The 20,895-nt window shown below is 63.3% G+C and carries 19 protein-coding genes and 1 pseudogene; 15 read left to right on the top strand and 5 right to left on the bottom strand.

Annotated features, from left to right (window positions below; genetic code table 11):
* The first annotated feature begins 92 nt into the window (after positions 1-92).
* From PKB_RS23695 to PKB_RS23680, 4 genes are all read left to right on the top strand, one after another.
* The gene (locus PKB_RS23695) at positions 93-434 is read left to right on the top strand and encodes a PA4575 family protein (RefSeq protein WP_043255064.1); all 342 of its coding nucleotides are present in this window, start codon (positions 93-95) and stop codon (positions 432-434) included.
* Positions 435-599: 165 nt separating this feature from the next.
* The gene (locus PKB_RS23690; RefSeq protein ID WP_043255062.1) at positions 600-1,094 is read left to right on the top strand and encodes a TIGR00645 family protein; all 495 of its coding nucleotides are present in this window, start codon (positions 600-602) and stop codon (positions 1,092-1,094) included.
* Between the two features lie 124 nt (positions 1,095-1,218).
* Positions 1,219-1,518: a DUF6482 family protein gene (locus PKB_RS23685; protein ID WP_043255061.1), complete on the top strand. Its 300-nt coding sequence runs from the start codon at positions 1,219-1,221 to the stop codon at positions 1,516-1,518.
* Positions 1,519-1,592: 74 nt separating this feature from the next.
* Entirely contained in the window at positions 1,593-2,210 is a 618-nt protein-coding gene (locus tag PKB_RS23680; protein WP_043255059.1) for a BamJ family beta-barrel-assembly machinery protein, read from the top strand.
* 204 nt (positions 2,211-2,414) lie between these two features.
* Here PKB_RS23680 and PKB_RS23675 read toward each other — a convergent pair whose 3' ends face one another.
* Both PKB_RS23675 and PKB_RS23670 read right to left on the bottom strand, forming a co-directional pair.
* Entirely contained in the window at positions 2,415-2,639 is a 225-nt protein-coding gene (locus tag PKB_RS23675) for a PA4570 family protein (RefSeq protein ID WP_043255057.1), read from the bottom strand.
* A 141-nt stretch (positions 2,640-2,780) separates the two neighbouring features.
* Complete coding sequence (locus PKB_RS23670) at positions 2,781-3,749, bottom strand: polyprenyl synthetase family protein (protein WP_043255055.1); 969 nt, start codon at positions 3,747-3,749, stop codon at positions 2,781-2,783.
* Positions 3,750-3,989: 240 nt separating this feature from the next.
* Between PKB_RS23670 and rplU the strand changes: the two genes are divergently transcribed.
* The 5 genes from rplU to PKB_RS23645 all read left to right on the top strand — a co-directional run bounded on the left by rplU (position 3,990) and on the right by PKB_RS23645 (position 7,607).
* On the top strand, positions 3,990-4,301 hold the full coding sequence (rplU, locus tag PKB_RS23665; protein WP_043255053.1) for a 50S ribosomal protein L21: 312 nt from the start codon (positions 3,990-3,992) through the stop codon (positions 4,299-4,301).
* 23 nt (positions 4,302-4,324) lie between these two features.
* Positions 4,325-4,582, top strand: a complete 258-nt coding sequence (gene rpmA / locus PKB_RS23660) for a 50S ribosomal protein L27 (RefSeq protein WP_017521622.1) — start codon at positions 4,325-4,327, stop codon at positions 4,580-4,582.
* 151 nt (positions 4,583-4,733) lie between these two features.
* Complete coding sequence (cgtA, locus tag PKB_RS23655) at positions 4,734-5,954, top strand: Obg family GTPase CgtA (protein WP_043255050.1); 1,221 nt, start codon at positions 4,734-4,736, stop codon at positions 5,952-5,954.
* Between the two features lie 55 nt (positions 5,955-6,009).
* On the top strand, positions 6,010-7,128 hold the full coding sequence (gene proB / locus PKB_RS23650) for a glutamate 5-kinase (protein WP_043255048.1): 1,119 nt from the start codon (positions 6,010-6,012) through the stop codon (positions 7,126-7,128).
* Between the two features lie 14 nt (positions 7,129-7,142).
* Complete coding sequence (locus PKB_RS23645; protein WP_043255045.1) at positions 7,143-7,607, top strand: CreA family protein; 465 nt, start codon at positions 7,143-7,145, stop codon at positions 7,605-7,607.
* A 108-nt stretch (positions 7,608-7,715) separates the two neighbouring features.
* Here PKB_RS23645 and rpsT read toward each other — a convergent pair whose 3' ends face one another.
* On the bottom strand, positions 7,716-7,985 hold the full coding sequence (gene rpsT, locus PKB_RS23640; protein ID WP_009617555.1) for a 30S ribosomal protein S20: 270 nt from the start codon (positions 7,983-7,985) through the stop codon (positions 7,716-7,718).
* A gap of 255 nt (positions 7,986-8,240) precedes the next feature.
* Between rpsT and murJ the strand changes: the two genes are divergently transcribed.
* The 6 genes and pseudogenes from murJ to ispH all read left to right on the top strand — a co-directional run.
* The gene (gene murJ / locus PKB_RS23635) at positions 8,241-9,779 is read left to right on the top strand and encodes a murein biosynthesis integral membrane protein MurJ (protein WP_043255044.1); all 1,539 of its coding nucleotides are present in this window, start codon (positions 8,241-8,243) and stop codon (positions 9,777-9,779) included.
* A 105-nt stretch (positions 9,780-9,884) separates the two neighbouring features.
* The gene (ribF, locus tag PKB_RS23630) at positions 9,885-10,823 is read left to right on the top strand and encodes a bifunctional riboflavin kinase/FAD synthetase (protein WP_043255042.1); all 939 of its coding nucleotides are present in this window, start codon (positions 9,885-9,887) and stop codon (positions 10,821-10,823) included.
* A 25-nt stretch (positions 10,824-10,848) separates the two neighbouring features.
* Positions 10,849-13,683 (top strand): isoleucine--tRNA ligase, encoded by a 2,835-nt coding sequence (gene ileS / locus PKB_RS23625; protein ID WP_043255040.1) that lies wholly within the window; start codon positions 10,849-10,851, stop codon positions 13,681-13,683.
* The gene (lspA, locus tag PKB_RS23620) at positions 13,676-14,194 is read left to right on the top strand and encodes a signal peptidase II (protein WP_043255038.1); all 519 of its coding nucleotides are present in this window, start codon (positions 13,676-13,678) and stop codon (positions 14,192-14,194) included. The genes ileS and lspA overlap by 8 nt, the downstream gene beginning before the upstream one ends.
* Positions 14,187-14,624 carry an FKBP-type peptidyl-prolyl cis-trans isomerase gene (gene fkpB / locus PKB_RS23615; RefSeq protein WP_043255036.1) on the top strand — a complete coding sequence of 146 codons (438 nt, stop codon included), beginning with the start codon at positions 14,187-14,189 and terminating at the stop codon, positions 14,622-14,624. The genes lspA and fkpB overlap by 8 nt, the downstream gene beginning before the upstream one ends.
* A gap of 105 nt (positions 14,625-14,729) precedes the next feature.
* Positions 14,730-15,665: pseudogene (gene ispH / locus PKB_RS23610) on the top strand (4-hydroxy-3-methylbut-2-enyl diphosphate reductase); the annotation flags it as partial.
* A gap of 53 nt (positions 15,666-15,718) precedes the next feature.
* Here the strand turns inward: ispH and PKB_RS29360 are convergent.
* The gene (locus PKB_RS29360) at positions 15,719-16,135 is read right to left on the bottom strand and encodes a type IV pilin protein (RefSeq protein WP_084166710.1); all 417 of its coding nucleotides are present in this window, start codon (positions 16,133-16,135) and stop codon (positions 15,719-15,721) included.
* An 11-nt stretch (positions 16,136-16,146) separates the two neighbouring features.
* Positions 16,147-20,877: a pilus assembly protein gene (locus PKB_RS23605; RefSeq protein ID WP_052355366.1), complete on the bottom strand. Its 4,731-nt coding sequence runs from the start codon at positions 20,875-20,877 to the stop codon at positions 16,147-16,149.
* Between the last annotated feature and the right edge of the window lie 18 nt (positions 20,878-20,895).

Genomic DNA, 20,895 nt, shown 5'->3' with positions numbered 1-20,895 from the left:
CGTTATCCACAGCAGACGTGGATAATTCCAACCTTTCGCGGTTCCGGACCTGGGTGTAGGCTCAAAAGCAGGATCACCGCGAGGGTGCCGCCATGCCGCGTAACCTCTGCCTTATCCGCCCTTGTCTGGGGCTGACCACGCGCATCGAGTGCGAGATCAGGCCGCTGGCCGGAGAGAATGGACTCTGGACCTTGCTTTGCGCCGCCGGAATGGCCGGCGCCCAGCCGACCGCCATCAAGGCGCAAGGCCCGTTCTACGGGCCTTTCGTCGCGGAAGGCGTGCTCGAAGCGATCGCCGATTGCCTGGCCCAGCAGGGCTACGTGGTCGCCGACGATCCGCCCATCTGGCAACTGCATCTGCAGGCCGAACTGCGCCGCATCAATGGCGAACGCACGCGCAACCTCGGGGACTTCCAGTTCCATCCGGAGCCCTGAAGCGACATTGCGCAGTCCCTGATCACAGCGCGCGAAAGTTGGCGCCACGCGGTCCGGAGCCGTTCATCCCAGGTTCTTGCACATATTTATCCACAGAATAACTGGATAACTCCGAAGACGGCTTCGCTATAATTCGCGGCCATTTCCAACTCTGTCGCGAATGCTATGGAACGCTTCATCGAAAACACCATGTACGGTGCCCGCTGGTTGCTGGCGCCGGTCTACGTCGGTCTGTCGCTGGCTCTGCTGGCGCTGACCATCAAGTTCTTCCAGGAAATCTTCCACATCCTGCCGGACATCTTCTCCATCGCCGAAGCAGACCTGGTTCTTGTGCTGCTGTCGTTGATCGACATGGCGCTGGTCGGCGGCCTGCTGGTGATGGTGATGTTCTCCGGCTACGAGAACTTCGTGTCGCAGCTGGACATCGCCGAGGGCAAGGAAAAGCTCAGCTGGCTGGGCAAGATGGACGCCAGCTCGCTGAAGAACAAGGTGGCGGCCTCCATCGTGGCGATCTCGTCGATCCACCTGCTGCGCATCTTCATGGACCTGAAGAACATCCCCGACAACAAGCTGATGTGGTACGTGATCATCCACCTGACTTTCGTGCTCTCGGCATTCGTCATGGGTTACCTGGACAAGCTGACCCGCCACGACCACTGATCGCTTTTCCCGCCTGCCGCACACCGCCCGTCCGCCGAACCGGACGGGCGGTGTCGTTTACGCTGGGCGCACCGCCCGCGCTGTACGAGACTGGTCAGCGTGGAGCCCTGCCTGGAGGTGCGCAATGAACCTGCAAGAGCTGACCAACCGTTCACTCGCCGGGGATGTCGACGAGTTGCATCTGGTGTCCATGGAGGGCGGTATCTATGTGCTCGAAGCGCGCATCGGGCAGCGTTACTTCCCAATCCAGGACGCCAAGGGGCATGTGCTCGGCGTGCGTTCGGTGGAACATGCCCGCGAGTTGCTGGCGCCCTTGCCGGCGATCCCCTTCCAACTGGTGCATGCGGTGGTCCAGGACGAAATGTGCGGCTCTCACAGCGGCAGCGCGGTCAACGATGACGGTGTGCCTATCCCACTGCATTGACGCCGCTCCGGCGGTGGGGCAGTGCGGGCAACTGTGCTAGGCTGGCCGCCCTTTTTACCCTGCGGAGCCCCGCCATGAGCGACCTCAACCTTTCCACCGACGAAGCCCGCGTCAGCTACGGCATTGGCCGCCAGCTGGGCGACCAGCTGCGCGACAACCCGGTTCCGGGCATGAGCCTGGACGCGGTGCTCGCCGGCCTGTCCGATGCTTTCGGCGGTGTCGATAGCCGGGTGCCCGTCGAGCAGCTGTCGGCAAGCTTCCAGGTCATTCGTGAGCGCATGCAGGCTGAGGCTCAGGCCAAGGCTGAAGCTGCCGCCGCCGATGGCAAGGCCTACCTGGTCGAGAACGCCAAGCGCGAAGGCGTGACCGTTCTGCCGTCGGGTCTGCAGTACGAAGTGCTGGCTGCCGGCGAAGGCGCCAAACCGTCCCGCGAAGACACCGTGCGCACCCACTACCACGGCACCCTGATCGATGGCAGCGTGTTCGACAGCTCCTACCAGCGCGGCCAGCCGGCCGAGTTCCCGGTCGGTGGTGTGATCGCCGGTTGGGTCGAGGCTCTGCAGCTGATGAACACCGGCAGCAAGTGGCGCCTGCACGTGCCGGCCGAGCTGGCCTACGGTGGCCAGGCCGTCGGCAGCATCCCGCCGCACAGCACCCTGGTGTTCGACGTCGAACTGCTCGACATCCTCTAAGTGCACTCCGAGGCGGCCGTCCCTGGTCGCCACGGTCTGCCGCGGGGCTCCACGTTGCCCCGTCCGCAACCGCTGCCCGGGCGGCGCGTTTGCGCGGATGGCGCGTCCTGCGCCATCTCAGAATCCCAATATGTCGATCTTGCTCGCTAACCGTTAGCGCGCGCTCAGCCATGAGCAGGTTCGCTCCCCCGCTGCAGTCCGCCATCAGCGCAGCGCGCGGGCGTAGCAGAACAGGAACAGGTTGCGCACCAGCTCCTTGATCACTTGTGGTTCGCTGGTGCCAAGCTCATGCAGGTCCAGGCCGCCCTGGTCGCGCAGTTCGTCGAGGGCGTCATCCTCCAGCAGTGCACAGACTTCACCGGTGTCGCGGTTGAGGATGCGCAGGTAGGGATGGGGGCGGTCCAGCCAGGCATCGATCATGTAGGTCATGTCGGTATCTCCTTGGTTGTCGAGTTAGTGATAATAATTCTCATTAGCGTGATAGCAAGCCCCTATGCGAAATTTTCTCGGTGCCGAAATGCAAAACGCCCGCGCGGCGAGCCGGGCGGGCGTTCTGGTGAAACGCTTGGATCAGTGTGTGCGGGCGACGGCAAACTCGCTGAGCTCGATGAGCGCGGCGCGGTATTCGCTGTCCGGCAGCACCTTCAGGCAATCGATGGCGCGTGCGGCGTATTCACGGGCCAGTTTCGCCGTGTAATCCAGCGCACCGGCCGCTTCTACCGCGGCGCGGATGCCTTCCAGGTCTTGGCTGCCGCCCTGCTGGATGGCCTTGCGCACCAGTGCGGCCTGCTCCGGAGTGCCGTCGCGCATGGTGGCGATCAGCGGCAGGGTAGGCTTGCCTTCGGCGAGGTCGTCGCCGACGTTCTTGCCCAGGGTGGCAGCATCGCCGCGGTAGTCGAGCAGGTCGTCCACCAGTTGGAAGGCGATGCCCAAGGCGTCGCCGAACTGGCGCAGCGCCTCGGCCTGTTCCTCGGTAGCCCCGCAGAGCACGGCGGCGCTATGGGTGGAGGCCTCGAAGAGCATCGCGGTCTTGCCGCGGATGACTTCCATGTAGGTCGCTTCGGTGGTGCTGGCGTCGCGGATCTTGGTCAGCTGCAGCACTTCACCTTCGGCGATGACTCGGGTGGCCTGGGAAATGATGCGCATCACCGGCATGGAGCCGAGTTCGACCATCATTTCGAACGAGCGGGCGTAGAGGAAGTCGCCGACCAGAACGCTGGGCGCGTTGCCCCACTGTGCATTGGCGGTGGCGCGGCCGCGGCGCAGGCCGGAGGCGTCGACCACATCGTCGTGCAGCAGGGTGGATGTGTGCAGGAACTCGATGGTGGCGGCCAGCAGGCGCAGGTCATCGCCGGAGCATCCCAGGGCCTTGCCGCTCAGCAGCACCAGCAGCGGACGCAGGCGTTTACCACCGGCAGAGATGATATAGTCGCCGATCTTTTCCACCAGGGGCACTCGCGAACTGAGCTGGCGGCGGATGATCCCGTCGACGGCGGTGAAGTCGTCCGCCACCACCCGATAGAAAGCCTGGGGTTGCATCTTGAAAAGGCGCTCCTCGTAGAATGCGCGGCATGCTAGGTGTCGGGTCAGGGGCTGTCAAGGAACGTCCCGGAAGGCTTGTATCGCTCCGGCGCTTTGCGTACAATCGCGGCCCCGAACTTCCATGGCATATCCTGCCTTACGCAATTGCACGGGCTTCTTTCCAGCCCCATGCAGCCATGCCGACCGATTCCTCTTTCTATAAAGCGTCGGGTGAGCAGGTCTAACGGAGACATCCAGATGTACGCAGTTATTGTTACTGGTGGCAAGCAATACAAAGTCACCGAAGGCGAATTCCTCAAGGTCGAGAAACTCGACGTAGCGACCGGCGAAGTGTTCAATCTCGACCGCGTTCTGCTCGTTGCCAACGGCGACGACGTCAAGATCGGCCTGCCGGTGGTTGAAGGTGCGAAAGTGACCGCGGAAGTGGTATCCCACGGCCGTCACGACAAAGTGCGCATCATCAAGTTCCGCCGTCGTAAGCACCACATGAAGCGTCAGGGCCACCGCCAGTGGTTCACTGAAATCAAAATCACCGGCATCCAGGCCTAATTCCTTTTTAGGAGATTTGACTCATGGCACACAAAAAAGCTGGCGGTAGTACCCGCAACGGCCGCGATTCCGAAAGTAAACGCCTTGGCGTGAAGCTGTTCGGTAGCCAGGCTGTGAAAGCAGGCAACATCATCGTGCGTCAGCGCGGTACCCAGTTCCACGCTGGCTACGGCGTTGGCATGGGCAAGGATCACACCCTGTTCGCTAAAGTCGACGGCGTGATCAAGTTCGAAGTGAAAGGCGCCTTTGGCCGTCGCTATGTAAGCGTCGTCGCTGCCTAAGCGAGCCTTCACTGAAAAAGCCCTGTCTCGCGACGGGGCTTTTTTGTTTCTGGCGTTTCCTGCGTAGGGCGGCTCGCGCGCTTGTGCGGACTTGGCTGTATCCTATGCTCCTTTTCTTATTCAACCCGCCCTATTGGCGGGAGGCGTTCCCATGAAATTCGTCGACGAAGTATCCATCCACGTGAAAGCCGGTGACGGCGGCAATGGCCTCATGAGCTTTCGCCGCGAGAAGTTCATCGAGAAAGGCGGTCCCAACGGCGGTGACGGTGGCGACGGCGGCTCGGTGTATCTCGAGGCCGACGAAAGCCTGAATACCCTGGTGGACTACCGCTACACCCGTCGTTTCGATGCCCAGCGCGGGCAGAACGGCGGCAGCAAGGACTGCACGGGTGCCAAGGGCGAGGACCTGATCCTGCCGGTGCCGGTCGGAACCACTGTCATCGACGCGACCACTCAGGAAGTCATGGGTGACCTGACGGCTCCCGGTCAGCGCCTGATGGTCGCTCAGGGTGGCTGGCACGGCCTGGGCAATACCCGCTTCAAGTCCAGCACCAACCGTGCGCCGCGACAAACCACGCCGGGCAAGCCGGGCGAGGCGCGTGACCTCAAGCTGGAGCTGAAGGTGCTGGCGGACGTCGGTCTGCTCGGCTTGCCGAACGCCGGCAAGAGCACCTTCATCCGTGCCGTTTCTGCAGCCAAGCCGAAGGTTGCCGACTACCCGTTCACCACCTTGGTGCCGAACCTGGGCGTGGTCAGCGTGGGTCGCTTCAAAAGCTTCGTGGTTGCCGACATTCCCGGTCTGATCGAGGGTGCTGCCGAAGGTGCTGGCCTGGGTATTCGCTTCCTCAAGCACCTGGCTCGCACCCGTCTGCTGCTGCACATCGTCGACATGGCGCCGCTGGATGAAAGCGACCCGGCCGATGCTGCCGAGACCATCGTCAACGAGCTGACCAAGTTCAGCCCGGCGCTCACCGAGCGCGACCGCTGGCTGGTGCTGAACAAGATGGACCAGATCCTCGAGCCCGAGGAGCAGGAGCGTCGCAAGCAGGACGTGGTTGCGCGCCTGGGTTGGGAAGGTCCGGTCTACGTGATCTCTGCGCTCGAGCGTGAAGGTACCGAGGCGCTCAGCCAGGACATCATGAAGTACCTCGATGAGCGCAACCTGCGCATCGAGGAAGAGCCGGCCTACGGCGAGGCCCTGGCCGAGCTGGATCAGCGTATCGAGGACGAGGCGCGTGCGCGCCTGCAGGCCATGGACGACGCGCGTGCGCTGCGTCGTGCCGGTCTGAAGAATGCCGACGACCTCGATGACGACGATGATTTCGACGACGAGGACGATGGCGACGGTCCGGAGATCTTCTACGTGCCCTGACCGGCGCGGCCGTGCCGGTCCCGAAGTAACGTGTTCTGACTTCTAAGGTTGATGTATGCGTGAGAAAGTGACCGGCGCGCGGCGCTGGGTGGTGAAGATCGGCAGTGCCCTGCTCACGGCCGACGGTCGCGGGCTCGATTGCGACGCCATGGCGGTCTGGGTCGAGCAGATGGTCGCCCTGCGCAATGCTGGTGTCGAGCTGGTGCTGGTGTCGTCTGGTGCGGTGGCGGCAGGCATGAGCCGCCTGGGTTGGGTGTCCCGTCCGAGCGACATGAACGAGCTGCAGGCGGCCGCCGCTGTTGGTCAGATGGGGCTGGTGCAGGCTTGGGAGTCGAGCTTCGGCCAGCATGGCCTGCAGACCGCCCAGGTGTTGCTGACCCATGACGACCTTTCCGATCGCAAGCGCTATCTCAATGCGCGCAGCACCCTGCGCACTTTGGTCGATCTCGGTGTGATCCCGGTGATCAACGAGAACGACACCGTGGTCACCGACGAAATCCGTTTCGGCGACAACGACACCCTGGCAGCCCTGGTGGCCAATCTGGTCGAGGCCGACCTGCTGGTGATCCTTACCGATCGCGACGGCATGTTCGATGCTGACCCGCGCAACAATCCAGATGCCCAGCTGATCTTCGAGGCGCGAGCTGACGATCCGCAGCTCGATCAGGTTGCCGGCGGCAGCGCTGGCGCCCTCGGTCGTGGCGGCATGCAGACCAAGCTGCGCGCAGCTCGCCTGGCGGCGCGCTCCGGTGCGCATACGGTAATCATCGGCGGGCGCATCGAGCGCGTGCTGGATCGCCTTCGTGGCGGTGAGCGTCTTGGCACGCTGCTGACGCCGGAGCGGAGCCGCAAGGCGGCGCGCAAACAGTGGCTGGCTGGTCACCTGCAGATGCGCGGCACTCTGGTGCTCGATGCGGGTGCTGTGAAGGCTGTGGCGCATGACCACAAGAGCCTGCTGCCGGTGGGGGTAAAGCTGGTTCAGGGCAGCTTCCGTCGCGGCGAGATGGTGGTCTGCGTGGATCAGGAGGGGCGCGAAATCGCCCGTGGCCTGGCCAACTACAGCGCCCTGGAGGCGCAGAAGATCATCGGTCAGCCGACGGATGCCATCGAGAGCCTGCTGGGCTATGTCGACGGTCCGGAGCTGGTGCATCGCGACAACCTGGTGCTGGTCTGAAGAGGCGCTTTAGCATGAAGCTATGGAAGGGCGTGTGCGCGGGGCTGCTGTTGCTGCCGGCGCTGGTGCGGGCCGAGGAGATCGGTGAGGTTTCCACGGTATTCAAGTGGGTGGGGCCGAACGACAAGATCGTCGTCGAGGCCTTCGATGATCCCAAGGTCGAGGGTGTGACCTGCTACCTGTCGCGGGCCAAGACTGGCGGTGTCAAGGGTGGCCTGGGGTTGGCCGAGGATCGTGCCGAGGCGTCCATCGCCTGCCGGCAGGTCGGCCCGATCCGCTTCACCGAGGAGCTCAAGGATGGCGAGGAGGTGTTCAAGCAGCGCACCTCGTTGGTGTTCAAGTCCATGCAGGTGGTGCGTTTCTTCGACAAGAAGCGCAACGCGCTGGTCTATCTCGTCTATAGCGATCGCGTGATCGAGGGCAGTCCGCAGAATGCGGTGACGGCCATTCCGATCATGCCCTGGTCGGCGAAGCAGTAAGCGAGAAGGGCGGGTGACCGCCCTTTTTCATGCTCGCGCTCTTGTTCGTGGGAAAGCGCAGGCAATAAAAAACCGGCCACTGGGGCCGGTTTTTCAAGAACGGAACGCTTACGCGGTGGCCAGGGCCTTCACGTGGGCGTTCAGGCGGCTCTTGTGACGAGCGGCCTTGTTCTTGTGGATGATGCCTTTGTCGGCCATGCGGTCGATTACCGGAACAGCGGCAACCAGGGCAGCCTGGGCTTTCGGCAGGTCTTTGGCATCGACAGCCTTGACTACGTTCTTGATGTAGGTGCGAACCATGGAACGCAGGCTGGCGTTGTGGCTGCGACGCTTCTCAGCCTGTTTGGCGCGTTTTTTGGCGGAAGGTGTGTTGGCCACCGTCGAGCTCCTCGAGAAAATCTTGGGATGTTGCGAATAAATTAAGGCCGCGAATGATGCCGTCGAGTCCGTGCCTTGTCAAGGGTATGTACACCTGCCGGCGATCGGGTTGGCGGGCGCTCTACCCGGAAGTCGTGCTCGTCGAAGGGTGATTTATTCGACCGGCGGCCATACACTCGACGCCTTTTGGTGGCGGCCGGTGTCTAGGGCGCCGTGCGGGCGGGGACGACCCTGCGCTGACAAGTTCCGGATGCAATGAATCTACTCAAATCGCTGGCCGCGGTCAGCTCCATGACCATGATCTCGCGGGTGCTCGGCTTCGTCCGCGACACTATTGTCGCGCGCATGTTCGGCGCCGGCATGGCCACCGATGCCTTCTTCGTCGCCTTCAAGCTGCCCAACCTGCTGCGCCGCATCTTCGCCGAGGGTGCATTCTCCCAGGCCTTCGTGCCCATTCTCGCCGAGTACAAGACGCAGCAGGGCGAGGAGGCCACTCGCACCTTTATCGCCTATATCTCCGGCATGCTGACCCTCGCTCTGGCGGTCGTCACGCTGCTCGGCATCCTCGCAGCGCCCTGGGTGATCTGGGTGACGGCGCCGGGCTTCGTCGATTCCCAGGAGAAGTTCGAGCTGACCAGCTCGCTGCTGCGCGTGACCTTCCCGTACATCCTGCTGATCTCGCTCGCGTCGCTGGCCGGGGCGATTCTCAATACCTGGAACCGCTTCTCGGTGCCGGCCTTCGTGCCGACCCTGCTGAATGTCAGCATGATCATCTTCTCGCTGTTCCTGACGCCGTACTTCCATCCGCCGGTGATGGCGCTGGGTTGGGCAGTGCTCGCCGGCGGCCTGGCGCAATTGCTCTACCAACTTCCGCACCTGAAGAAGATCGGCATGCTCGTGCTGCCGCGCCTGAACTTCAAGGATGCCGGCGTCTGGCGCGTGCTCAAGCAGATGGGGCCGGCGATTCTGGGGGTCTCGGTGAGCCAGATCTCGCTGATCATCAACACCATCTTCGCGTCCTTCCTGGCTGCCGGCTCCGTGTCCTGGATGTATTACGCCGACCGCCTGATGGAGCTGCCTTCCGGCGTGCTCGGCGTGGCGCTGGGCACCATCCTGCTGCCGTCGCTGGCCAAGACTTATGCAAGCGATGACCGCCATGAATATTCGCGCCTGATGGATTGGGGGCTGCGCCTTTGCTTCCTGCTGGTGCTGCCTTGCGCGCTGGCGCTGGCGCTAATCGCCGAGCCGCTGACCGTCTCGCTGTTCCAGTACGGCAAGTTCAGCGCCAATGACGCGCTCATGACCCAGCGCGCGCTGATCGGTTATGCGGTGGGGCTGCTCGGCATCATCCTGGTGAAGGTGCTGGCGCCGGGCTTCTATGCGCGGCAGAACATCCGCACGCCGGTGAAGATCGCCCTGTTCACGCTGGCTTCCACCCAGCTCATGAACCTCGCCTTCATCGGTCCGCTCAAACATGCCGGCCTGGCCCTGGCTATCAGCCTGGCTGCCTGCCTGAACGCCGGACTGCTTTACTGGCAGCTGCGCAAGAACAACCTGTTCGAGCCGCAGCCGGGCTGGGCGAAGTTCCTCGGTAAGCTGGTGCTGGCGGTGCTGGCGATGTCCGCAGTCTTGTTGCTGATGATGCACTTCATGCCGGCCTGGGACCTTGGCGGCATGCCCGTGCGCCTGGCGCGCCTGGGTGTGCTGGTGGCGGCTGGCATCGTTGTCTACTTCGGTATGCTGGCGCTGCTGGGCTTCCGCCTGCGGGACTTTTCCCGACGCTCGGTCAGCTGATCTGGCGTCGCTGTTGGGCGCATCCGTGACGCACGGCGGCATTGTGCCTGTCGCGCGGCGGCGGGTGCGGGTATAATCGACCACTTTCTGAGCAATACGCGCGCTATGCAGCTGCTTCGAGGCCTCCACAACCTGCGGCCCCTGTCCGGGGGCTGTGTCGCCACCATCGGCAATTTCGACGGCGTCCACCTCGGCCACCAGGCGATCCTGGCGCGTCTGCGCGAGCGCTCGCTTGAGTTGGGCGTGCCCAGCTGCGTGGTGATTTTCGAGCCGCAGCCGCGCGAGTACTTCGCTCCAGATGCAGCGCCGGTGCGCCTGGCGCGTCTGCGCGAGAAGCTCGAGCTGCTGCGCGGCCAGGGTGTCGATTTCGTCCTGTGCCTGGCGTTCAACCGCCGCCTGCGCGAACTTTCGGCCGCCGAGTTCGTCCGCCAGGTTCTGGTCGACGGCCTGGCCGTGCGCCACCTGGAAGTCGGTGACGATTTCCGCTTCGGTTGCGACCGCTCCGGTGACTTCGCCTTCCTGGTCAAGGCCAGTGCCGAGCAGGGTTTTACCGTCGAGGCCGCCACTACTGTGGAAGTGGACGGCATGCGGGTGAGCAGTTCGCGCATTCGCAAGGTGCTCGCCGAGGGCGATCTGCACCTGGCCGAGCGTCTGCTGGGTCGGCCGTTCCGCCTCAGCGGCCGTGTGCTGCATGGGCAGAAGCTCGGTCGCACGCTGGGTTCGCCGACCGCGAACATCCAGCTCAAGCGCCGCAAGGCGCCGCTCAATGGCGTCTATCTGGTCAGCACCCTCGTGGATGGCCAGCGTTTCAACGGGGTAGCCAACATAGGCACGCGTCCGTCGGTCAAAGGCGACGGTCGACCCCACCTGGAAGTGCATCTGCTGGACTTCGCTGGCGACCTCTACGGCCGGCACCTGGATGTGACCTTCCACCAGAAGCTGCGTGATGAGCAGCGTTTCGCCTCCCTTGAGGCACTGAAGGCGGCGATTCTCGCCGACATCGCCGCCGCCCGGGCCTACTGGCTGGGCCAACCGCTTGATTGAAGAGCTCCTGAGAACAGGCCCTGAGATGACCGATTACAAAGCCACCCTGAACCTTCCCGAAACCGACTTCCCGATGAAAGCCGGCCTGCCGCAGCGCGAGCCGGAAACCCTGAAGTTCTGGAACGACATCGGCCTGTACCAGAAACTGCGGAAAGCCGGCGAAGGTCGTCCGAAATTCGTCCTGCACGATGGCCCGCCCTACGCCAACGGCAGCATCCACATCGGTCACGCGGTCAACAAGATCCTCAAGGACATCATCGTTCGCTCCAAGACCCTGGCCGGCTACGACGCGCCCTACGTGCCGGGTTGGGACTGCCACGGCCTGCCGATCGAGCACAAGGTCGAGACCACCCACGGCAAGAACCTGCCGGCGGACAAGACCCGCGAGCTGTGCCGCGAATACGCAGCCCAGCAGATCGAAGGACAGAAGGCCGACTTCATCCGCCTGGGCGTGCTCGGCGAATGGGACAACCCCTACAAGACCATGAACTTCAGTAACGAGGCCGGCGAGATCCGTGCCCTCGCCGAGATGGTCAAGCAGGGCTTCGTGTTCAAGGGCCTGAAGCCGGTGAACTGGTGCTTCGATTGCGGTTCGGCGCTGGCCGAGGCTGAGGTCGAGTACGCCGACAAGAAGTCCGACGCCATCGACGTCGCCTTCCCGGTCGAGGACGCCGACAAGCTGGCCGCCGCTTTCGGCCTGGCCAGCCTGGCCAAGCCCGCTGCCATTGTCATCTGGACCACCACCCCCTGGACCATCCCGGCCAACCAGGCGCTGAACGTTCACCCCGAATTCACCTACGCCCTGGTCGACACCGGCGCGCGCCTGCTGGTGCTGGCCGAGGAACTGGTCGAGTCCTGCCTGCAGCGCTACGGCCTGGAAGGGCAGGTCATCGCCACCGCCAAGGGCGATGCGCTGGAGCAAATCCGCTTCCGCCACCCGTTCTACGAGCGTTTCTCGCCGGTCTACCTGGCCGAGTACGTCGAGCTGGGCGCCGGCACCGGTGTCGTTCACTCCGCACCGGCCTACGGTGAGGACGACTTCCGTACCTGCAAGCAGTACGGCATGGTCAACGACGACATCCTCAGCCCGGTGCAGAGCAACGGCGTGTACGTCCAGGACCTGCCGTTCTTCGGCGGCCAGTTCATCTGGAAGGCCAACCCGGCCATCGTCGCCAAGCTGGACGAAGTGGGCGCGCTGCTCAAGCACGCCTCCATCAGCCACAGCTACATGCACTGCTGGCGTCACAAGACTCCGCTGATCTACCGTGCCACCGCGCAGTGGTTCGTCGGCATGGACAAGCAGCCGCAAAGCGGTGCCACCCTGCGCGAGCGCTCGCTGCAAGCCATCTCCGAAACCGAGTTCGTGCCCGGCTGGGGCCAGGCGCGCCTGCACGGCATGATCGCCGGCCGTCCCGACTGGTGCATCTCGCGTCAGCGCAACTGGGGCGTGCCTATCCCGTTCTTCCTGCACAAGGCCACCGGCGAGCTGCACCCGCGCACCATCGAGCTGATGGAAGCCGTGGCCCAGCGTGTGGAGAAGGAAGGCATCGAGGCCTGGTTCAAGCTCGACGCCGCCGAACTGCTCGGTGACGAGGCCGCGCACTACGACAAGATCAGCGACACCCTGGACGTCTGGTTCGACTCCGGCACCACCCACTGGCACGTGCTGCGCGGCTCGCACGCCGAGCTCGGCCACGCCAGCGGTCCGGCCGCCGACCTCTACCTGGAAGGTTCCGACCAGCACCGCGGCTGGTTCCACTCCTCGCTGCTGACCGGCTGCGCAATCGACGGCCACGCGCCGTACCGCCAGCTGCTGACCCACGGCTTCACCGTGGACGAGTCCGGCCGCAAGATGTCCAAGTCGCTGGGCAACGTCATCGCCCCGCAGCAGGTCACCGACACCCTGGGTGCCGACATCCTGCGCCTGTGGGTCGCGGCCACCGATTATTCCGGCGAGATGGCCGTTTCCCAGACCATCCTGCAGCGCAGCGCCGATGCCTACCGCCGCATCCGCAACACCGCGCGCTTCCTGCTTTCCAACCTGTCCGGCTTCGACCCGGCCAAGGACCTACTGCCGGGCGACCAGATGCTGGCCCTGGACCGCTGGGCCGTGGACCGCGCCCTGCTGCTGCAGCGCGAGCTGGAAGAAGCCTACCGCGACTACCGCTTCTGGAACGTCTACTCGAAGGTGCACAACTTCTGCGTGCAGGAGCTGGGCGGCTTCTACCTGGACATCATCAAGGATCGCCAGTACACCACCCAGGCCAACAGCGTCGCGCGCCGTTCGTGCCAGACCGCGCTGTTCCACATCGCCGAGGCGCTGGTGCGCTGGATCGCGCCTATCCTGGCGTTCACCGCCGAGGAAATCTGGAAGTTCCTGCCGGGCGAGCGCGCCGAGTCGGTCATGCTCAGCACCTCCTACGAGGGCCTGTCCGAGCTGCCGGCCGGCACCGAACTGGGCCGCGAGTACTGGGACAAGGTCATGGCGGTCAAGGCCGCGGTCAACAAGGAACTGGAAAACCAGCGCGCGGCCAAGGCCGTCGGTGGCAACCTGCAGGCCGAAGTGACCCTGTTCGCCGAAGAGGCCCTGGTGTCCGACCTGAACAAGCTGGGCGACGAGCTGCGCTTCGTGCTGATCACCTCCACCGCGACCGTTGCACCGCTGGCCTCCGCGCCGGCTGATGCCGTCGAGAGCGATGTGCCGGGCCTGAAGCTGAAGGTGGTCAAGTCCGCCCACGCCAAGTGCGGCCGCTGCTGGCACCATCGCGCCGATGTCGGCACCCACGCCGCGCATCCGGAGCTGTGCAGCCGCTGCGTAGACAACATCGAAGGCAAAGGCGAGGTTCGTCACTATGCCTGATGCCCTGTCGAACGGGCGCTTCGGTCGCCTCGGCTGGCTGTGGATCACCGTGCTGGTCCTGGTCCTCGACCAGGCCAGCAAGGCCTACTTCGAAGGCACGCTGAGCCTGTACCAGCAGATCGTGGTCATTCCCGACCTGTTCAGCTGGACCCTGGCCTACAACACCGGTGCGGCCTTCAGCTTCCTCGCCGACAGCTCCGGCTGGCAGCGCTGGCTGTTCGCCCTGATCGCCCTGGTGGTCAGCGCCGTGCTGCTCGTCTGGCTCAAGCGCCTGAAACCGAGCGACACCTGGCTCGCCATCGCCCTGGCGCTGGTACTGGGCGGCGCACTGGGCAACCTGTACGACCGCATCGTACTTGGCCACGTGATCGACTTCATCCTCGTTCACTGGCAGAACCGCTGGTACTTCCCTGCGTTCAACCTGGCCGACAGCGCCATCACCGTCGGCGCGGCCATGCTCGCGCTGGACATGTTCAAGACCAAGAAATCCGGAGAAGCCGCCCATGGCTGATGTTCGCATCGGAGCGGAGACGGAAGTCACCCTGCACTTCGCCCTCAAGCTGGAAGACGGCAACGTCGTCGATAGCACCTTCGACAAGCAGCCGGCCACCTTCAAGGTCGGCGACGGCAACCTGCTCCCCGGCTTCGAGCTGGCGCTCTACGGACTGAAGGCCGGCGACAAGCGCACGCTGAGCATCGACCCGGAGCAGGGCTTCGGCCAGCCGAACCCGGCCAACGTGCAGATCATGCCGCGTGACCAGTTCGAAGGCATGGAGCTGTCCCACGGCCTGCTGGTGATCTTCAACGACGCCGCCAAGACCGAGCTGCCGGGCGTTGTGAAAGAGTTCGACGAGCAGCGCGTGACCATCGACTTCAACCACCCGCTGGCCGGCAAGACCCTGGCCTTCGACGTTGAAATCATCGAGGTCAAACTGGCCTGATCCGGCGCCCGGCCTGGTGTCCCCAGACCGGCCCACTCAGGCAGAGACATTCTTCCGGCCCCTCGTGGGCCGGCTTGCGTAGCGCCCAGCGCCGACGAGGCCACCATGCAAATCAAACTCGCCAACCCCCGCGGCTTCTGCGCCGGCGTCGACCGCGCGATCGAGATCGTCAATCGCGCGCTGGACGTGTTCGGCCCGCCGATCTACGTGCGTCACGAAGTGGTGCACAACAAGTTCGTGGTGGAGAACCTGCGCAACCGCGGCGCGGTATTCGTCGAGGAACTCGACCAGGTACCGGACGACACCATCGTCATCTTCAGCGCCCACGGCGTGTCCCAGGCGGTACGCAAGGAAGCCGAGAACCGCGGCCTGAAGGTATTCGACGCGACCTGCCCGCTGGTGACCAAGGTGCACATGGAAGTGGTGCGCTACAGCCGAGACGGCGACGAGTGCATCCTCATCGGCCACGAAGGCCACCCCGAGGTGGAAGGCACCATGGGCCAGTACGACAACGCCAACGGCGGCGATATCTACCTGGTCGAAGACGAGGAAGATGTTGCCGCGCTGGAAGTGCGCAACCCCGAAGCGCTGCACTTCGTGACCCAGACCACCCTGTCGATGGACGACACCTCCAAGGTGATCGACGCGCTGCGAGCCAAGTTCCCGCACATCAAGGGCCCGCGCAAAAACGACATCTGCTACGCCACCCAGAACCGCCAGGACGCGGTCAAGGACCTGGCGGACCAGTGCGACCTGGTGCTGGTAGTCGGCAGCCCGAACAGCTCCAACTCCAACCGCCTGCGCGAACTGGCCGAACGCATGGGCACCCCGGGTTACCTGATCGATGGCGCTGAAGACCTCAAGCGAGAGTGGTTCGAAGGCAAGAACCGCATCGGCATCACCGCCGGCGCCTCCGCCCCGGAAGTGCTGGTGCGCGGCGTGATCGAGCAGCTCCGCGAATGGGGCGCCGAGCCGGAGGTCGAGCTGGACGGCCGGGAAGAGAACATTACCTTCTCGATGCCGAAGGAACTGCGGGTGAAGAAAAAACAAAAAAAAAACCCCGCCAGTGGCGGGTTTTTTATTGGGGCGAAAGGTCAGATACCGCGGCAGCTGCTCCAGGCATTGGCCATAGCTGTACCTGCTTCCCCTGACCTGACGCCATTTGAACTCAAGTACAGTTCACCTTTGCCTGCCATCACTCCGCCAGCGACGGGCGAGGCTTTCAGGTCATAACTGGTAGATGTCAGATTCTCTAGTGAAATGGTGAAGATCGCTGTCGAATCGACAGGACTCTGTGCATAGGCACCAAGATCGGCACCAGCATAGGAGTTGTTCTGCGCCCTGTAGCGCTCCATCAATCCTGCCGCTCCAGTAAGTGTGCCTTTGACGTCCTCGCAGGCGGTGCGGCGCACGTATGCCGTGTAGTTAGGTAGGGCGATGGCGGCGAGAATAGCCACCACCACTACCGCGATCATCAGTTCCAGCAGGGTGAAACCCCTTTGCTTATTCATTGCCGGCGTTCTCAAAATTTGTCCTCGTCGATCCAGTAGAACTCGCTGGTATTCAGCTGCGGTGGCTTGCGGATGTCGGTGCCGTTGATCACGAAGCTGGTGCCGCCAATGGTTACCAACGTTGGGTCGGGCAGCAGGCCGGTGGTGTTCACCACGTTATAGCGTGCTGATGGAGAAGTGTTGGTGTTGCCGCTGGTGTCTGTGGAGTACGGCGTGGCATCGGCCAGATTGACGACGTAGGAGCGGTTGACGCCCACCGCGGCCTGGCATGAGTTAGCGTTGGCGGTCGGTTCGTAGGTGTTGAAGAAGACGAAGCCGTTAACGGTGAGTGCTCGGGTCAAGACTTTCTCACCGCCAGAGCTGTTCAGCTTGATCATCCAGCCGCCGGCAGTGGTGGTGCTGAAGGCGTTACTGGCGTCTGCCTTCTGGGCATCCGTGCCGGCCTGCACCAGGTTGCTGGTGGCGTCGTACAGGCTGCTTTCGGTCAGGGTGCCTTCACTGGTCGAGGGCTTGGTCAGCACTGGGGTGCGGAACGAGTAGAAGCGGTCCTCGGTCAGCTTGCTCAGCGGGTGGCCGCGGTAGCCCGAGCCGATGTTGACGGTGAGCATGAGGGTTCCGTTGACGTTGAGGATTGCCACGTCTGGCTCGTTGTAGAAGCGCCGCATCTTGAGCTTGCGATCGGCATCGGTGGTGCTGCCGGTGTCGGCCGGGATGACACTGGCGAAGACACCGTTGTTGCTGGTGCCACCCGGAGTGACCAGGGTATTGCCGGCATTGGCGCCGTTGTTGATGTAGAAGCGCCAGACCTGTCCGCCCATGTCGCCGACGAAGAACTCATCGGCGAGTTGCTGGTCGTCATTGATCAGCGTGCCGTTGCTGTTCTGCTGCAGATCAATGACTCGTACCGGTGCAGGCATGCTGTAGCTCATTCTGCTAAGCGACACGCTACCGCTCGACTTGCTGGCGGACCAGAGCAGCGCACCGGTCTTGGCGTTGACGATGTAGACCGCGTTGCCCATGGTGTCGGCGGTCGGGATGCTGACGTTGTCCTGGTTGGGGTCGTAGCCGCCAGCGAAGATCAGCACATCGGTGATGGTGCCGCCGACGTTGATCTTCGTCTTGACCGGCGCAGACCAGGTCTGCCCCAGTTGCTCGAAGCCAGTGGTCACGCCGCCCTTGATCAGCCACAGGAGCTTCGGCGCGGAGCGGTCGGTGACATCCAATGCATAGATATTGCGACCGCCACGCCCCATGGTGCCGTAGGCGTAGACGAACTCGCCGGTGTTCAAGCCGGTGAGCAGGGTCGGGGTGGTCTTGGTGGGATCCAGGCCGCCGTAGATGACGCCGTTCTTGTTGGCGTCGTTGACCCACAGGGTGACGGTGTTATCCATCCCGTAAGGGCGTGGCTTGGCGGTCGTCGACTTGGCGTTCGCCGCCAACTGCGTGATGTTCGACAGCAGAGGCTCGGGCATGAAGGCGAACTGCTCCTGGCCGTTACTGGTGTCGAACATGTGCAGATAGCCTTCGTTGGTCGCCATTACCGCGCTCTGGTCCTCGGTGTCGCACGCGGTATAGGTGGTATCGGTGTAGCTGTTGCAGGCGTAGGTGACCAGGCGCGGCGAGGAGTGCAGCGGATCGCCCAGGGCCTTGCGCTGCGAACCGGTGGTGGTCAGGCCGCGGATGTAGTTGATGGCTGCGGTGCGCGAGGCGGTGTCGTTGGGATCGGTGATCCCCAGCAGGCTATTGGTGATGGCGGTGTTCGAGGTGTCGAGCGCGCTCAGGGCGGTAGCCGCGGCTGGCGAGTTACCGATAAAGGTATACAGGTGGCGCGATGCGGCGGCTGGCAGGTTTGCTGCTGCACCTCCGGCGGTGGTGTCGTTGCCGTCGGCTGTCGCGCTCCAGAAGCTGCGCGCGCTGTCCTTGAAGAACCCGGTCAGCGGGTTGACTGCGGCCACGTTGTCGGCGTCGACGATTGTTGCCGAGGCAGTGTCCAGGCGATAGCGCTTCAGGTTGCCCGGCCAGGTATCGGTTTCCTTCGGACGGAAAACCGAGAAGTACAGCTGGTCCTTGTTGTCCTGGCGGTTGAAGGTGTTCACCGGCGCGCTGGCGGCCACGAAGGAACTGTCGGTGGAAATCACGTGCTGGATGATGTCGTTGAAAGCACTCGACAGGTCTCCGGCAGTGCTGGCGTTGTAGCTGCCGCCGCCGCCATTGGTGGCCAGGTCGCTGAGGAACTTCTTGATATTGGCGCTAGCCGTTGCTCCGCTCGCATCCAGGGCGAAGCCAACGGTATGGGTGGTGATGGTGCTGCCGTCGATGTTCGAGATCTGGTTGTTCTTGGCCATCCAGGTGGCCAGGCTGCGGGCGCATTTTTCGCCGTCGTCGGTGGCGTCACCCGTACAGCTGGCACCGGTCAGCGAGGCGATGTCATTTTTCGCTGCATCGGTGTTCAGGTTGGCCTGGCCATCGGTCAGCAATACCAGGTGCGTTGTCTGGCAAGCGCTATTGATCGGGCTGGGGTTCCCGTTAGCCCCATTGCGCAGGTAATTCACGGCATCGTCGAGCGTCGGGACGATAGGTGTACTGCCAGTCGGGGTAAGGTTCTGCACCAGCGCGTTCAACGCATTACGTACGGTATAGGGCGTAGTGCTCAGGCCGCCGCTGGCAAGTTTGATGCGCAGGCGCAGGGACTGTGCCGGGTTGCTCTCGTAGGCGCGGGCATTGAGGGTGCTGTCCGCGCTCTGGTTCATGAACACCGACAGGGCGTTACCCGGTGCCCAGCCGCTGCGGTTGAACACCGTCTGTAGTGAAGAGGCGAGGCCGGGGCAGCTGAACGGCGTGCCGGAAGTCCAACCACCATTGCTGTTATTGATAGTGCAAGCGACTGACGAAGTCTGAGAGCGCAGGGCAAAGTTGCCTGAGTCGGACTGGTAGGCGGCCGAGTTGTCCGCATCCTCGAAGCTGATATTGGTGCTGACGCTGGGCGATGTGACGGTGGCGCTCGGCGTAATGAACAGCTTGGCATCCAGTACGGTCGCATTCTTGTTGATCAGCAGGTTGGTATAGCGCGCCGCAATGATGCCGGCATCTAGCGGCAGTGTGGTGGCGCCCAGGGTTGGCGAGTTGTAGCGACGCCCCGGAGCGGTCTCGAAGCCGTCGTTCTTCGCATCGGTGACGCGGGCCTCCACGATCGGGTTCAGGCAGCCGCTGCTGCCTCCGGTGTAGGTGACTGTCAAAGTGGGCTGCAGGCCCACCCCGCCTTCGTAGCTGTAAGCCGTACGGGAACCGCTACCACCGTTGGGCGTGAAGAAGAACGCGGCCGAGTTGTTACCGCACCAGCCGCTCTGGCTGACGATTTCCTGCATGACGCTGGTGACATCGGGGCCTTGTACGGGAACCGGCGGGCTGGCGCTGGCCCAGGCGTCAGGGATCCAGTTGGTAACTGCGTTGGTCTTCGCGCGTGCAGCCAGGTTCTCCGTAGCGCTGAAGGTGGCTGCGTCGCTGGCCAGTTGTCCTTTCACTTGGAAAGTCACTGGATCGCTGTTGCTAGTCGCAGGGGCAAAGGAAATTCGTGCGGAGGTTATTGTTGCACCCTGAGGAATGGCCACGTTCTGGAAGCGTACGGCGCCCATGCGGGTCAAGGTGACGTTGGAGGTGGTGGTGTAGTTCACCACCAGGGTCGGGAAGGTGCCGGTGGCGCAACCGCGCACGCAGAAGGTGTAGTCGTTTGCCTGGGTGGCGCGGAAGCTCAGCAGGATATCGCTAACGGCGCTGTCCGTGGGGTTCAAGCCCTGCATCGTCTGCAGCAGGCTCTGGATGTCAACCTGAATCGTACGGCCGCTTCGCCAGCTGGGGGCGGTGAGGTTGGCGCTGGCGAAGGTTCTCGTGCCAATGGTTGTACTGTCGTTCAATGCGGCCGGGGTTTTCGATTGCTCGATTCTCAGGGCAAGCGTCGGAGGCGTGGTATTTCTGCCGCCATTGGTGGGAGTCAGCTGCAGGTAAGCGCTGTTGATGGTGGCGTTTGCCGGCAGGCCTAGCGAGCGGAAATAGAACAGTGCGGTGCGGTTGTTCGTGTTGGAGGTCGAGTTGATGTTTAGCTCGGTGAGGTCACTGTTATTACAGATCGACGTATTTCGGTTCGATACCCCGGTCGCACGCATTCGGCAGGCGTAGTTGGCATTGGCCGTGCTGACGAAGAATGCATCGGTATCGCCGAGAATCGAGGTGCCATCATTGGTTGCCGTGGTGGTACTGCCGATATAGCCCATCGGCAGGCTGGTCTCGCTGATGCTGGCGGTGGACGAGATATCGGTGCGCTGGGTGGCGTCGTCGCTGCCCTGGGCGATTTCGGGGGCGCCGGCGTACTGGGTTGCGCCACTGGGTACGGCGTTGTCGATATTGGTGACCGGGTAGAGCAGACGCTGGTCGTCATCGGGGTTGAGGATCATCAGGCCGGCATTGATGCCGTTGGTGCTCGTGATGATGTCGGAAAAGGATTGCTTGAGCACCGTCATCCGCGATTGCTCGTTGCCCCAAGGATTGTTGTTGCTGTCGGTACGCCAGGCCATGGAGCCTGAGTTGTCCAATACGAAAAGCACATTGGGGCGGACGCTGCTGTCGATCGACTGGCCGCCGAAGAAGATCTCGGTGTCGTCGGCATAACTCGCGGTGGCGAATCCGATGCCTGCAGTCAGCAGGGCTCCGCTCAGCAGGCTACGGATGAAGGACAGATGGGGGCTCATGCTGTGCACCTGGCGGTC

This window comes from Pseudomonas knackmussii B13, from assembly GCF_000689415.1.
Lineage (GTDB): Bacteria > Pseudomonadota > Gammaproteobacteria > Pseudomonadales > Pseudomonadaceae > Pseudomonas > Pseudomonas knackmussii.
The sequence above is the reverse complement of the archived record's forward strand: the minus strand, read 5'-3'. Positions and strand labels throughout refer to the sequence as shown.

Bases quoted from the DNA above. Each gene is read 5' to 3' on its own strand.
- rplU (WP_043255053.1), top strand. From the start codon at position 3,990: ATGTACGCAGTTATTGTTACTGGTGGCAAGCAATACAAAGTCACCGAA.
- rpmA (WP_017521622.1), top strand. From the start codon at position 4,325: ATGGCACACAAAAAAGCTGGCGGTAGTACCCGCAACGGCCGCGATTCC.
- PKB_RS23690 (WP_043255062.1), top strand. From the start codon at position 600: ATGGAACGCTTCATCGAAAACACCATGTACGGTGCCCGCTGGTTGCTG.
- PKB_RS23685 (WP_043255061.1), top strand. From the start codon at position 1,219: ATGAACCTGCAAGAGCTGACCAACCGTTCACTCGCCGGGGATGTCGAC.
- PKB_RS23695 (WP_043255064.1), top strand. From the start codon at position 93: ATGCCGCGTAACCTCTGCCTTATCCGCCCTTGTCTGGGGCTGACCACG.
- PKB_RS23675 (WP_043255057.1), bottom strand. From the start codon at position 2,639: ATGACCTACATGATCGATGCCTGGCTGGACCGCCCCCATCCCTACCTG.
- lspA (WP_043255038.1), top strand. From the start codon at position 13,676: ATGCCTGATGCCCTGTCGAACGGGCGCTTCGGTCGCCTCGGCTGGCTG.
- murJ (WP_043255044.1), top strand. From the start codon at position 8,241: ATGAATCTACTCAAATCGCTGGCCGCGGTCAGCTCCATGACCATGATC.
- PKB_RS23605 (WP_052355366.1), bottom strand. From the start codon at position 20,877: ATGAGCCCCCATCTGTCCTTCATCCGTAGCCTGCTGAGCGGAGCCCTG.
- PKB_RS23645 (WP_043255045.1), top strand. From the start codon at position 7,143: ATGAAGCTATGGAAGGGCGTGTGCGCGGGGCTGCTGTTGCTGCCGGCG.
- proB (WP_043255048.1), top strand. From the start codon at position 6,010: ATGCGTGAGAAAGTGACCGGCGCGCGGCGCTGGGTGGTGAAGATCGGC.
- cgtA (WP_043255050.1), top strand. From the start codon at position 4,734: ATGAAATTCGTCGACGAAGTATCCATCCACGTGAAAGCCGGTGACGGC.
- PKB_RS23670 (WP_043255055.1), bottom strand. From the start codon at position 3,749: ATGCAACCCCAGGCTTTCTATCGGGTGGTGGCGGACGACTTCACCGCC.
- fkpB (WP_043255036.1), top strand. From the start codon at position 14,187: ATGGCTGATGTTCGCATCGGAGCGGAGACGGAAGTCACCCTGCACTTC.
- PKB_RS29360 (WP_084166710.1), bottom strand. From the start codon at position 16,135: ATGAATAAGCAAAGGGGTTTCACCCTGCTGGAACTGATGATCGCGGTA.
- ileS (WP_043255040.1), top strand. From the start codon at position 10,849: ATGACCGATTACAAAGCCACCCTGAACCTTCCCGAAACCGACTTCCCG.
- ribF (WP_043255042.1), top strand. From the start codon at position 9,885: ATGCAGCTGCTTCGAGGCCTCCACAACCTGCGGCCCCTGTCCGGGGGC.
- PKB_RS23680 (WP_043255059.1), top strand. From the start codon at position 1,593: ATGAGCGACCTCAACCTTTCCACCGACGAAGCCCGCGTCAGCTACGGC.